Genomic DNA, 14,527 nt, shown 5'->3' with positions numbered 1-14,527 from the left:
GCTGCCTTGTTATCTGTATTTCCCAAAACCTTTGCCTCCTATTGCTAGTTCTTTTTATATAAATCATCAAGTGCATGTCTCATATTCTTAAGTGTTGTGATGACCTTATCATAATCCATACGCTTGGGGCCGATGATTCCGACGGTTCCCTTCATTCCGTCGCCCAGCTCATATGTGGCGGTTACCACGCTGCAGTCCTTCATGGCCTGAACCGGTGTCTCATTGCCGATATAGACCTGAATGCCTGTCTCCTCGCCTTCGTTGGCAAGGGTTCCTTCCACGATACTCGACAGATCCTTGGTATCCTCGAAGGTACTTATAAGCTCGCTGGCCTTGGCGTTGTCTGTAAGCTCCGGATATTTGAAAATGTTCATTGTGCCGCTGGTGTAGATCTGAAGGTCCTCATCCGCTGTTATGGACTCGGCAGCTGCATCAATGACGTTGCCTATGATCTCGCTGTGTATTCCGGCTTCCTGCTTGACTGCTGCTATAAGTCCCAGGTTGATGTCCTCAACTGCAAGACCGTCAAGTCTTGTATTCAGCAGAATGTTAAGCTTGAGCATTGTGGCATCATCCAGAACCTCTTCAACAGCGATGATCTTGTTCTTGATCACGTTGCCCTCGATTACGATGGTGGCCAGAAGGTGTTCTTCGTCAACCTTGGAGATCTGAATGAACTTCAGCTTGTTCTTCCTGATCTGAGGAGCCGATATCATGGTGGCGTAGTTGGTATCCACAGCCAGTGTCTTGGCTACCTGCTTAAGGAGATTTTCAAGCTTCTCCTCTTTATCAAGGAGCATTTCCTTCATGTTCTCCACTTCTTTTTCCTTGTCGCGGAGCATCTCATCCACATAGACTCTGTAGCCCTGATCCGAAGGAATACGTCCGGCTGAAGTGTGGGGCTGAAGTATAAGGCCCATCTCTTCAAGGTCCGCCATCTCGTTCCTGATGGTGGCTGAGCTGAGGTTAAGATCCGTATACTTGGAAATAGTACGGCTCCCCACAGGCTCTCCGGTCTCTAAGTAGTTCTTCACTATGGCATGAAGTATTTTTCTTTTTCTCTCATCCAGTTCCAAATTGTTCACCTTCCTATGCATTTTGCGCTTAAATTCATTGGCAGGTATGTTAGTCTTTTTAATGTGTTAGCACTCACATCATATGAGTGCTAACATCTTCTGTATCATAAATTATCACTATGGGCTATCAATGTCAACCATGTATTTATAAAAAAATGGTTAATGTTTATTGTCGAAAACGCCGCAAAAAGGGCCTGCCTCCTATTCAGAGACAAGCCCTTTTATAATCTTTACGGATAAATCAGATTAGAAAATTCCGAAGAGTTTTACAATTGTTACAAACTTGATGTTTGACTCTTTTGAGTAAATAATCTCATCACCGTTTTTCTGGTATGCAACAACCTTGTAATAATATGTTGTTCTGTTGGCAACCTTGGAATCATAGAATGATCTTCTGTTACCTACATCTCCAACCTGAACGAACTCACCATTCTTGCCTGTTCTGCGATAAATAAGGAATCCGTCAGCATTGTCATCCCTGGTCCAAAAAACCTTTGCGCCGAGGATTGTCTGGCTTACATACTCAAGCTTAGGATCGATGATATTTCCTTTACCTACATTGAAGGTGTCCTCGATTGTCACATCTTCAAGAAGAACTTCGTCTTCATTGTTAAGTGTGATAACTTTGGTCTTGATAACTGTATCCTGAGCTACGAGTCCCTTTGCAACATTGAAGGTAAGTGTCAGAAGTGTTCTGTCAGCCTTAACTGCATTGTCGCCTACAAATGCGATAGAAAGTCCTGTCTCATCGCCGTCTGTGTAGTTCTTGTTTACGTCACTCTCTCTAAAAATTCCGTTTACACTGCTCTTAGCAAGGCTAAGCACTTCGGGATCGTATAAAACTGCGATCTGTCCGTCGGTTGCTTTTGTTTTCTCAATCTTAAGCTTATATACAATCTTCTGATTGTCAGGCAATCCTGATAATTCTGCCACTGTGCGAACAGGAGCTGCTTCTGCAGCCTTTACGGATTTAGCAGGCATGCCGGCAAAAAGAACGATTGCTGTTAAAGCTGCAACAGCTGCTCTTTTAAATAATTTATTCATTAGTTGATCCTCCTACTTCCTCGGCTACTTCGATTTCTTCGACTTCTTCCAGAACTCCGTCCTCAGATGGTTCTTCTGAAATGTCAACTATTGAGTCTTCATCATCATCTGCTCCGCCGTAATCCCTTACTGTAACCCAAACTGTTGCTGTAAGGTTCTTTCCATCCTTATCTGTTGCTTTCGTGGTAACAAGGATGGTGCATCTGCCTTCCTTAAGTGCTGTTACTGTACCGTTCTCACTTACAGTTGCAACAGACTCGTCTGAGCTTGTGAACTCAACTGCGTCATAACCTTTCTCAAGGTTCTCGGGACCTACTGTAACTTTGATGAGTGCTCTGTTTCCTACATCAAGGTCCATCTCCTCGCTCTCAACGGTGAGGCTTGTTACGAACTGAGTTGTCTCTGTATCCTTCTCGGCAGGTGTGAACTTATATATGCAGGTATTAAGCGCATAGTCATAAACCTCTACATAGAATTCTCCATCGGGAACCTTGATTGTAAGAGTCTGATCTTCGCCTTTAACCTTCTGGTTTACTGCATATTTGCCAACAGTCACGAAGTTCTCATCAAGAACCATAACTGCTGCCGCATAGCGGTTATCGGTAACAACGACATTCATTGTTCCGTCTTCATTTGCTGACATCTCTGCGATATCCGGATCCTCGTTATCAATAGCAAATGAGTATCCGATGCTTAATCCCTTACCGGTAAGTGTGCTGATATCATCAACACCATCATAGTAGCTGGGTACTGCTGTAAGCTTAACTTCAACCTCTGTGTCATCAGGAAGAGGATTGCCCTCAGCATCTGTACCTGTCCACATAAGATCCTGAGACTGAAGGTTGTTTGTCCACTGCTGCTGGTAAACGAAGGAAGCGTAGTTCTCGTCTTCCTGCTTCTGGAAGTATACTTCACCGGTCTTCTTGTTGCTGATTGTAGTTACCAGTCTGCTTGCATTTCTGATAAGAGTGTAATAGAAGCTGCCAAGAGCTGTTCCGTTGGATGCACTAAGTGCAAGTCTGTCGGCAATGTACTCATCATCAGTAGCGATCAGGTTAGGAACAAAGAAGTACTCATTTTCCTCATCTGTATCTCCGTAAGGGAAGAATGAGAGGAAGTTGGTTGCTGAAACTCCACTGTAGATATATGCATTACTTGCATATTCCTTATCATATTTGCCAAGGTAGAAGTCATAATCCTCGAACATAGAGGAATCGCCCCAGTTTCCATAGAATGCAAGGAAAGGAACTGAAAGAGTTACATTACCCTTAGCATATACATATCCGTCTACATACATACCGTTTTCAAATCCGGCAAGGTACTCTCTGTCTTCTGCTGACAGTTTGATTGAAACATTAACATTGGTTTTATCTTCAACAACTGCTGCCTTAAGTGCGGTGTCAGCAACTACTTTGCCGCCCTTAATGAACTGTTTGCCGAAGAGATATACGTCCTTGGTATCTACAACACCGTCGTTGTTGAAATCAAAATAATCCGGGCAAGCTTCAAGAGCAGGAAGAACAACAGAGCCGTTTACAGCCTTAAGGAAAGGAACACGGTCTTTTTTGTTAACCTTGCCGTCGCCGTTAAGGTCATATACGAGCTTGGTCTTGTCTGCCTTAAGAGTTACTGTAGGATTAAGCTTGTGTGATGATCCTACAAAGTATTTGATTCCTGACTCCTCATAGAGCTCTTCTGTAAGAACAGATGCATCAAGTACATAGTACTGAGGGACATCAGAAAGGTTGTAAAGGTCAAATGAGAAGCTGTAAGCGCCGTTCTTCTTGGGATCATCGCCAAGAACTGCCTTAACCTTACCATCATTGCCTTCCTTAGCACCAACAAGAGCATATACAGGTGATGTTACAGCGTTATATACATTGGCAAGACCTGCACCCTGTGATCTGGGAGAAACCTCAGGATTCTCAGGATCATTGTCCTCGTGAAGAGGTACTGCGGTTGCCATAATAAGTGACTGTGCAAGTGTACGTACGGATAATCCGTTCTTCTCTGCAAGTCCGTTCTCTCTGATGTACTGCTCAACAAGTGCGCTCTGTCCTGTAACTGAAGGAGCTGCCATTGAAGTTCCGCTCATGAGACCGTAATCGCCGTTATCGATAGTTGAGTAGATGTTTCCACCGGGTGCTGTGATCTCAGGCTTGAGGTCAAGAGTTCCCGGAACACCGTAGGATGAGAAGGAGCTCATTGTGTAGCCGTCAGCTGCGTTGTAGTTGGTAGCTGCGTTATATACAACCTTGAAGGTTCCTTCATATACACCCTCAGCAACTTCTTCGGAAAGTGCTGCAACAGCCTCTCCCTCTGCAAGAGTGATGGATACGCAAGGAATAACTGCCTTGCTTCCCTGAAGTGTCATGCTGATAGTGCCGGGCTGATTGTTGTAGATTACAGCTGCAACAGCGCCTGCGTTCTCAGCGTTCTGCTGCTTCTCACCGAATGTGATGCCACCACGCTGAACGAATACAACCTTCCCCTTAACATCAACGCCTTCGTAATCTTCAGGAGTACCCTTGGCAGCAAGAAGAACGTAAGGATACTCTGTTCCGTTCTGATCTGCTGATGTATCAAGTGTTCTGAACTTAGGTGCAAGTGTGTCATTACCATCGTTGTAGAAGATCTTAGCACCGTCTTTTGTCTCAAAGTAGTTGGCTGTGATTCCGCTGTTGTTGGCACTGGCTACTGTGAGAGCGTTGTAATAAGATCCGGGAGATCCTACTGTATCCTGGTTAACATCCTTTGAAAGGTTAACACCATAAGGTGAGCTGTCTGCCCAACGTCCGGAGTTACCTGCGGAAATGGATACAACAGTGCTGGTTCCCTGAAGCTTGTCAAAGATATCATTGATATACTGCTCTGAATCAGCTGAATATCCGGCAACGGATGAACCAAGTGAAAGGTTAACAACGTCAGCCTTAAGAAGGATAGCATCCTCGATAGCTGCCATGTAATCATCACTGTATGCACCACCGTTGGTTCCGAATACCTTCATGGTGATGAGCTGTGCATCGGGAGCGATACCTACAACACCTACTGCCTGCTGAGCAAAGCCTGTCTCTGTAACTGCGCTTGGTACATAGGCATTGGCAGTAGCGATACCGGATACGTGTGTTCCGTGGTCACCCTGCTCATCGTTATCATGTGTGATATCAAGGTTCTTGTCTACATAGTTATATGCAAAAGCGATCTTGTCATTTACAAAGAGCTGGTCAGCTGTAAGTTCAACTGCCTTCTCTTCATCATCACCCTTGCTCATCTTGGAAGCATTAAGATTAGGAAGAACAGTGGCAATCTCTTCTGCTGTAAGAAGTGAGTAATCCTCAACTGTTTTGCCTGCCTTCTGAGCTGTCTCTGCAAGATGCGCATCAAAAGCTGCGCTGTCAAAAGAAGGGTGATCAGAATCGATACCTGTATCGATAATTGCAATTCTTGTGCCGGCACCGGTATAGCCGTTAGCCCATGTTGAATAGCTTCCAACCATATCTCCGGAAGTAATTGTCATGGGATCTGCTGACATAAGAGGCTCGTACTGCTGAGCAACATATACTGCAGCAACGCCGTCTACTTCTTTGATCTTCTCAATATCGCCGTATGCTACATCTGCTGATACAGCATTGGTGAGAATTGAGAAATTGAAGTTAACATCAAGTTTGTCTCCGTCAAGAGCTTCCTCTTCGATCTTCTCAACAGTGCTCTCCTGTTCACTGAGGATATTATCGGAAAGAGTCATGGCCGCGTCATTTTCAGCAAGATCTGCAGTATCAAAGCCTGCATCAATTACGCTGTCGCCCTCCATAACGATAATTACACGGGTCTGCTCGTCGGGATCATGCTTGGTGGCATCTACATCCTCAAGCTTACCCTCAAAGACATCTTTGGATGTCTCCAGGCCGACCTGGGCAGGATCAACCTTTTCCATTACAGGAACTTCACTAAGTTCCTCTTCTTCGCCTGTCTCTTCTAATGTTACTTCTTCAAAGAGCTCTTCAGCGTCGTCGCCTGAAGCAGCTGAAGCTGTAACTGCTGGTGATAATGCCAGTGATGCACTAAGGATCACAGCCAGCGCTTTTTCAGGGCACATTTTTTTCTTCATACACTTTCTCCTCCGTCGTTAGTATAGTAGTGCTTTATAAAAATGCATCGATAGCGGTCTCAAACTAAATAGGATTACTTAGTATATGAAGTTACCGGTGCAGCTTTATCAACGGTTGGGTGAAGAGCTTCCATAACCTTGACTTTCTCAACAATAGGAAGATCCTCGATCTTTTTTCTAATGGAGGTACTTACGATGGCCACTGCTGCGTGACCTCTGACATCAAATCTGGATACCTCAAGCAGATCCCCCGAAAGGACCTTGTTCTCGATGGTCTCTATGCCATTTTCGATGCTGATGTCCCCGGAAAAGACGATGTAGACATGCTCCCGGACAGTCTCAGATGTACTGTCGCCGACGGATTTTTCGAGATTAAGCCTGTTTTCATCCTTAAAAGCCTCAGAGGACGCACCTCTTTTGACCTTCTCAAAGGAAGCTTTAATCATAAAAACACCTCCACACAAACTCTTTCCATGACTTATTGCATCTAATGTACCTGCAACAAACGCTTAGTTCCCCAAATTATCAGAATAATATTCGGCCCGGTGACATTTTAAAGCGTAATGCGATTTAAAGCGTTGGCCTTTTATCACTTCTATGTATTAAAGCGTTTGGAGTACAATATCCCCATCTGCAAAAAGTTAATTTTAAGTTTAAGTTTGACACTGTGCAATGTCAAGTCTTTTCTTAATAAATTCTCCTTGTATTGAATTGTAATATGGGTATTCTTCGGCGATATCGCCTCTGCCAACGAATGTGGCATGTCGCCCTGACCAGGGCCTAAGATCTATTCTATCAGGAGATTGTGAACATTCTGTGATTGGGGTCTGACCCCAATTTTTTTTAAGAAAAAAGAGGCACCCACGGATGTGAGTGCCTCTGAATATATATCGGGATTGAACATTACAGATCGTAGCTGCCCTGTACCTTGTTGTCCATTACGAAGTAAACCTTGTTCTCCTCAGGCTTAACATAAAGATTGATCTTCTTAACAGCCTCAGCGTCTCCGCCCATATCGTACTGGAATTTGTTCTTGGCATTCTGTACAAGATCTGCATAGGATACAGCTCTGTCGCCATACTGAAGAACGATGTTGGTCTTAACATCTTCCTTGGGAGCTGCTGCCTTCTTGGTAGCGGGCTTCTTGGCTGCTGTAGCCTTCTTAGCTGCAGGCTTGGTCTCCTTCTTAACTGTAGCCTTCTTGGGCTCAGCCTTCTTGGCTGCTGCAGGCTTCTTAGCTGCGGGCTTCTTAGCTGCAGGCTTCTTGGCTTCTACCTTGGTCTCTTTCTTCTCAGCCTTAGGTGCCTCTGCCTTAACTTCAGCCTTCTTAACTACTACAGTAGCTGCTGCAACAGGTTTAACGGTGCTATCTGTCTTCTTAATCTCTGCCATTTTTGTTCTCCTCCTCATAAAATCGCATTTGATTTAATCAGCTCGTTAAAACACTAAAGTGATTACGAAATAGAGTTTACTCCCTTTAATCCGCATTGTCAACGCATCCGCTGACAAAACATCTCAATTTGTTCAACATCCATGCGCTCTTTCAGTCCGCTTCCTCTGTTTTTCCTATAAAAAGAGCGCTATAGAACTCTGTTATGGTTGCGGAAATCAGTAAGCCTCCGAGAATATCGGTTATCCAATGAACTCCTGCCAGTATCCTTCCTATAACCGCAACGAACATGATAAAGCGTGCGCATGTTTCAAGGCCTTTGCGAAGCTTGGCCCTGTCACCTGAGATAAATACCGAAGAAGCTGCGCCTTTTTTCTCATCAAGGTTCTTGACACTGACATCCTTCACATACTTGCCCTCTCCTTCAAATACCTTTCTCCAGAAAAGAACAGCTGTTGACAGTATCGTGCAGATAACCATGGTGTGAGTGGAAGGAAATGATGCCTCCAGCTCAGTCTCACCGGGCACCAGTACCGGCCTGTAGTTAAGGGGCACTTTGTCAAAAAAGACATATAGTACCATAACCACAACATACACCAGCGCCAGTCCGTAGATCTTCTTATCAACTTTGAAAAGACTCTTTCCCTTCACCAGCTGAATAAGTCCCAGCACTGCAAATCCTGCCGCAACAAGAATTGCAATAAGCATTGCGACATCTGTTATCTTGTCAAAAAGAGAGTTGTAACCAAATATTCCCGCCATCTTGCCGTTAATCTTGGAAAAGCCCACCACTGTATCATTTGGTCCTATGGGCGCCTTGTCCACATTCATAACAAGCAGAGTATAAATAACGGTAATGATAAGGTATACGAAGGCAGCCTTGATCCCCTCTGCCCCGATCTGAATCTTCACTTCTTTTTTCATACTCTTAATATCTCCGTCCTCAAATATAATAGATTACTTTCTGTATTCCTTCTCCACGAATTCACGGAGCTTGACCATTGCTCTCTCAACCTTCTCGGTGTCGATGCAGTAAGCCATGCGGAAGTATCCCGGTGCTCCGAAGCCGTCGGCAGGAACAAAAATGAGATCGTAGTCCTTGGCCTTCTTGCAGAACTCCACAGAGCTCTCCTCAAGGGCCTTTGGCATAATATAGAAGGTTCCACCGGGCTTAACAACAGTGAATCCCAGCTCCACCAAAGTATCGTAAATGATGTTCATATTGGTCTCATACACTGACAGATCCGCAGTCATGCCGCATACCTTGGCAACTGCCTGCTGAATGATTGAAGGCGGGCAGTTATGCCCCGTTCCTCTTGAGATCTGGCCGCACATTGGAACGATGAACTCAGCGCCCTCGCAGGCAGGATTAACCGCAACATATCCGATTCTCTCTCCGGGAAGTGACAATGACTTGGAAAAAGAGTAGCAGGACAGCGTATGGTCATAGAACTTGGAAACATAAGGCGCATCGGCACCCTTGAACACGATCTCTCTGTAGGGCTCGTCTGACAGAAGGAAAATGGTATGTCCAAACTCCTTGGACTTAGCTGCCAAAATAGCTGCCAGTTTCTGCAGGGTCTCTGTGGAATATGCGATTCCTGAAGGATTGTTCGGTGTATTGATAAGAACCGCAGCAGTCTTCTCCGAGATCATCTCCTCGAACTTATCAAAGTTGATCTGGAAGGAGGTGAAGTCAGCCGGAACAAGACTAAGCTCCAGGCCTGCCCCGTTTATATATGGTCTGTACTCGGGGAAGAAAGGCGCAAAAGCAATTACCTCATCTCCGGGCTTGGTCACTGCGCGAACCGCATGGGAAATAGCGCCTGCTGCACCTGTTGTGGGGAAAATATGCTCAGGACCGTAGTTCATTCCAAAGCGCTCATTAAGTGACTCTGCAATCTTCTCCTTGAAAAGAGGATTACCAAGGCTTGGAGTATATCCGTGAAGAGTCATTGTGTCCTCTTCCTGTAAAAGACGGATCATCTCATCGGTAAATTCCTGTGGAACCTCAACACTGGGATTACCGAGACTGAAATCAAATACGTTCTCATAGCCAATCTCTTTTCCCCTTGCCGTTGCATATTCGGATAATTCTCTAATAACAGACTTTGCTGAAAGCATATCTTTATACTGCTGGTTTATCATAACGGTCCTCCTGAAAAAACTATTTTCCTGTTATTTTACTACAGCATAGTAACGGGTTAAAGTCTTTTCTGATTTATAATTTCCAAGTCCCGTAATCACAACCTTTATGCGGTCCCCGACCTGGGCTTTATCCTTGGATGTAAGCTCCTTGCCGGTTGATGCATTATAATACCTGGTCTCATAATCCTTGCCGGATGCAAGCTTGGAACCGTTGGTATCCTTAACAACAATAGATGCCCTGTAGTTATTGACCTTATTCTTGTACTTCACATCCTTGGCAGTAGCCTCGCATACATCAATAGAAGAAACCTTGATAGCAAAGGGTCTGGCAATGGTTCCTTTGAAGTTCCCTTTTCCCTTGATCTTCACTGTGGGAGCTTTTTTGCCATTTTCATCATGTACTTTGGTGTTATTGCTGTAGCTCAGGGTGTAGTCCTTGCCCTTAACAAGAAGGACTTTGCTGCCACCTTCGGGCTTGAAATATACTTCAGGCTCGATAACTGTCTTACCCTTGGTGTAAGCTACAGGCTTAAACGGCTCAACTATGATCCTGCCCTGGGATACCGCGTCCTCATTAAATGCTGCGGCCCTTATCTTAAAGTTCTTCTTGATGATTCCTGTGCAGTTGCCCACGCCGCGGATCACAAGAGTTGCAGTGCCGGCATTTACATTCTTCAGATACTCATAGGTGTAATCGTATTCCTTGCTGTCGGAGTAATACATTTTACTGTAGTCTGCGTTGGCACATCCATTAAGCTCTGACTTATAGCCTGCCAGCTTACACTTAATCTTAATGCTGTCTGCTGTGATCCCACTGCCGGTGTATATCTTGCCGGAGGAAAGTCCTGTGACCTCAATATCAGACTTACTGATCTTGTGAGGTTTTATCTTAAAGGTTACTGTCTTGGTTCCGTAAAATCCGCCGGCTTCAAGACCATAGATGTATACGTAGCCGGTTCCGGCCTCCGTGATATTTCCATAGCGGATCCTATAGTGCTTGCCTTCTGTAAGTACCTTGCCCTTGTGCTTCACCACAATTTTGTCCATTTTAGCAGGTCTTCCTGTAAATGTGACGTTCTTTACTCCGGATACGGTAGCCTCTGCAATGAGCTTGTTGTTAGTGATCTTCTCTACGATAGTATACTCATCCTTATAGTTGCCCTTGCCCGTAACCCTGATATGGTATACTCCGGGCTCCTTATAGGCTCCGTCCACATCCTCGTCTTCATAGGTGACAGTATATTCCTCTCCCTCTTTTAAAGGCTCATATTTACCGCCTTTATAGAGCATCGGGTCAGGCTTGAACTTCTGAACTTTCTTGTTGTATTCATAGGTGATCTGCGTGGTCTTGCGCAGGTTCATTATGGAGGTAAAGCTCTTTGGTTCAATTATCTGCTTGTACTCAAGGGTTCCCTTGCAGTTATTTATTCCGGTAAGTCTTACTGTGTAGGTACCAGCGTCCACAAAAGGTCTCTTTGAACCGCTCTCGACAAACTCTGTATTATAGTTCTTACTATCAAGAGTTAATGTGTACCCATTTCCCTTATCAAGACGAATACTCTGTGACTGTTTATGTTCATAACCATCATATGTCCAGGTATAGTCCTTAAGGGGAATAAGATTTTCAGCTTTGCTGATATCAAGCTGAGTAATATGTATATTGGTAGTCAGCTCTCCGACGCAGTTGCCCTTTCCTTTTACAAGAACCTGGTAGTCGCCCACATCGATATAGGCACCTTTTTTGCTTCTGTCCACAAACTCGACGGTGTAATCCGTGTTATACTCCAGGACTTCAAATCCATCTCCATAGTTGATGCTTATCTTAGGAGCTATTAAATGAGAGGATGCATCATATACATAGTACAGGTCCTTGTTATATTTTATATTGTCAGTGGCAGTTGAGAAGTCAAAGGCATCAGCAATTATCCACTTTGAGAATATCCTGGTCTTATACTTTACAGGAGTTGAAAAATCATAGGGCTTAGTCAGCTCCTTATCCTCATACCAGCCAAGGAATCTTCCGCCCTTCTTGGCCACTCTCTTATTTTTCGCACACTCTCCGTACTTTACGCGCTCTGTGGCGCCGGAATAGCCGCCGTCATACATCTTCTCCAGATCATAGGGAACCCAATATACGACCTCGCACTCAGCCTGGTTTGTAAAAGCATAGAGCTTAACGTCATCCATCGGCACTTTATTAAAATCCCATTCATACTCTTCTTCCAGCTTAGGCTCTATAAACCATCCGATGATCTCCACGCCTTCCTCAAGTCCGGTGACTTTAGGCGCAGTTATTTTTGAGCCCACGGAAAGCTGTGTCGTATGCTCGGTCTCATCAGGATAAACAAAAGTAATATTGTGTTTGCCATAGGGCACAAATTTAATAGATTTGTAGTACTCAGATGCAGAATAAGGCCAGCCTTTTCCCGCAGGATAGTTCAGGGTAACGTCATATTTCTTATAAGACAGATATTCAAAGAATCTTCTTACATCAGGAAAATAAGCGCATTTAAAAGTAATTGTCTTAAACTTCTCACCCATATAAGAATAGCCGTAGCCCTTGCTGTCAATCGCAGAGAGCTTTTCTCCCAGCACCAGTTCTGTGATGGAGGTTCCTCCAAAGGCTCCTACTCCTATAGACTCAATTGCCGGAAGCTCCACCCTACCGGTTATGTCCTGACAATCACGAAAGGCTCCGCTTCCAATCTTGGTAACCCCCGGCAGGGACAGTTGTCCTTTCAGAGTGGAGGCTTTAGAGAAAGCTGAGCCTCCGATTGTCTTAAGGGTGTCAGGAAAAGTAGTGGAAAAGGTCATCTTTTTTACATCAGAAAAAGCTCCCTCTCCGATGTACTCAATACTATCCCACTTAACATCCAGTGCCATGCTGCAGCTCTGGAAAGCATAGTCTCCGATATGCTTAACTCCTTTGGGAAAAACATTGGAGGTAGCCTCCCAGGTATTTGAATATGCAAAGGCCTTATTACCGATATAGCTACAGGTTGTGGGCAGAGTAACCAGCGGTGCGTGAACGCTGTAAAAAGCATAGTCTCCAATCTTTTCAAGATTAGAGGGCAGAACCAATGGATACTTCTTATAATCCCAGTTATTTACATTGCCCATGCCAAAGAAAGCATAGTCACCGATACTTGTGATCCTTGAATCAAATTTGATACGATCCATGGATATTCTCTCAGGATACCAGTCAGGGAGACTTGTAAGTGAATAGTCATACATTGGACCTGAACCGGTAAACTCAAGGATCTTATAGGTCCTACTTCCCGATGTAGTGTTATAGGTCTTCCAGGTGATATTCTCTCCTGCCTTGCCACTTGACTTGTATCCTTCTTCTCTCCAGGTAAAGCCATGTTTGGTCAGCTGGTTGGCGGCTGCAATGGACTTTTCATTATAGGTCTTATTGCCTGCAGGATAATATATAAAACCGCATCTGTAGTAAAAACAGTCTTTGCCAAACCGGGGCATATCACCCTTAAAGGTTATATTTGAACTGACGAATGTATAGGAGAAGTCATAGCCCAGTCCCTTTTCGCCGATAGATTTAAGTGTTTTGGGAAAAACAAATTTTTTGCAGCCCTGAAAAAAATACATTCCTTTGTCTTCAATCTTCTCAAGACCTTCGGGCAGTACCACCTCTACAGCAACCGCACCCCAGAAGCATTCCTCCGGAATGACCTTTACTCCTTTACCAAGAACGAAGGTTCCGCCTACCTGCTTATCGTCCATAGTAGAAGCGTTGTACAGCTGACAATAGCTAAAGGCTCTCTTTCCGATCTCAGTTACGGAGTCAGGCACAACAAACTTCTCTACCTTGCTGTTGAAATAGGTATACATAAAAGCATGATCACCAATGCTCTTAAGGGTATTGGACAGGTAGATACTTTCTAAAGCCTTTTGATGATTGACAACCTTATAAAAAGCATAATTACCTATTCTTGTGATGCCGTCAGCTACTGTGATGCTCTTGATCTCCTTGCCGTACCAGGGAGCTGGATTCTCCTCGGAATAGTCATACATGTCACCGGTACCACTGATCTTAAGAGCGCCGGTGGATGCATTATAGCTCCAGGTAGCACTGAAGCCGCACATGTCAGCTGTATTAGCCTGAAATTCTGCATCATCAGTATCTTCTGTAGTCGCATCGTAGGAAGAGTTACCGGAAACGCTGTCCTCTTCCAGTTCAATTTCTTCAGCCTCTTCATCTTCAAAGACACGGATATCGTCCTCAGAGAGTTCTTCCACAGGGCTCTCTTCCGGAAGCTCTTCCTCAGGCGCTTCAGAGTCCTGTGGCTCTTCGTATTCCGGGTACTCAATTTCAGGAGATTCAGCTTCCGGATCCTCACCGATTACCTCAATCTCCTCTTCTTCATATTTCTCTTCTGCAAAGTTGTCTTCTGTATAATCGTCGGACTCGACTAAATTCATGTTGCCGGCACCGGTCTCATACTGTTCCTGTGCCGCGTAGACAACACCTGCAGGACTTACTGCAGATGTCACAGACATAGATAGTGCCATCCCCAACAGCACTATTTTTCTTATTGCTTTTTTCATACAATGCTTCTCCCAAATTTCTTGCAAAATTGTGCCTGTATTCTAGCATATTGCGATACTTTTGGGAAGAAGAAATTGGCGGAAAAGCAGGTGGACCGAAGGGCAGGTGAGTCAATGGGGACGGTTGTGAGTCAATGGGGACGGTTCTTTGTGACTCGCTTCGTGAGTCACAAAGAACCGTCCCCATTGACTCAC

At 44.7% G+C, this 14,527-nt stretch carries 8 protein-coding genes; all 8 read right to left on the bottom strand.

All coding sequences use genetic code 11. The annotated features are described in order from the left end of the window. Nucleotides 1–44 precede the first annotated feature (44 nt). Nucleotides 45–1,097: a heat-inducible transcriptional repressor HrcA gene (gene hrcA, locus NXH67_RS05055; RefSeq protein ID WP_035788579.1), complete on the bottom strand. Its 1,053-nt coding sequence runs from the start codon at nucleotides 1,095–1,097 to the stop codon at nucleotides 45–47. Nucleotides 1,098–1,322: 225 nt separating this feature from the next. Then, nucleotides 1,323–2,120 (bottom strand): hypothetical protein, encoded by a 798-nt coding sequence (locus NXH67_RS05050; protein WP_272796660.1) that lies wholly within the window; start codon nucleotides 2,118–2,120, stop codon nucleotides 1,323–1,325. Further along, the gene (locus NXH67_RS05045; RefSeq protein WP_272796659.1) at nucleotides 2,113–6,228 is read right to left on the bottom strand and encodes a S8 family serine peptidase; all 4,116 of its coding nucleotides are present in this window, start codon (nucleotides 6,226–6,228) and stop codon (nucleotides 2,113–2,115) included. Before NXH67_RS05045 ends, NXH67_RS05050 begins: the two co-directional genes overlap by 8 nt. 74 nt (nucleotides 6,229–6,302) lie before the next feature. Beyond that, a complete protein-coding gene (locus NXH67_RS05040; protein WP_022779330.1) occupies nucleotides 6,303–6,674 on the bottom strand; it encodes a hypothetical protein in 372 nt (123 codons plus the stop codon). A 457-nt stretch (nucleotides 6,675–7,131) separates the two neighbouring features. Beyond that, nucleotides 7,132–7,620, bottom strand: a complete 489-nt coding sequence (locus tag NXH67_RS05035; protein ID WP_272796658.1) for a DUF6465 family protein — start codon at nucleotides 7,618–7,620, stop codon at nucleotides 7,132–7,134. A gap of 151 nt (nucleotides 7,621–7,771) precedes the next feature. Beyond that, the gene (locus NXH67_RS05030; RefSeq protein WP_196804986.1) at nucleotides 7,772–8,542 is read right to left on the bottom strand and encodes a phosphatase PAP2 family protein; all 771 of its coding nucleotides are present in this window, start codon (nucleotides 8,540–8,542) and stop codon (nucleotides 7,772–7,774) included. A 33-nt stretch (nucleotides 8,543–8,575) separates the two neighbouring features. Then, nucleotides 8,576–9,766, bottom strand: coding sequence for a pyridoxal phosphate-dependent aminotransferase (locus NXH67_RS05025; protein ID WP_272796656.1), 1,191 nt, complete (start codon nucleotides 9,764–9,766; stop codon nucleotides 8,576–8,578). A 30-nt stretch (nucleotides 9,767–9,796) separates the two neighbouring features. Further along, entirely contained in the window at nucleotides 9,797–14,332 is a 4,536-nt protein-coding gene (locus tag NXH67_RS05020; protein WP_272796655.1) for a leucine-rich repeat domain-containing protein, read from the bottom strand. Between the last annotated feature and the right edge of the window lie 195 nt (nucleotides 14,333–14,527).

The sequence above is a fragment of the Butyrivibrio sp. DSM 10294 genome (genome assembly GCF_028539135.1).
Classification (GTDB): Bacteria; Bacillota; Clostridia; order Lachnospirales; family Lachnospiraceae; genus Butyrivibrio.
This window is presented reverse-complemented; position numbering and strand designations above follow the sequence as displayed.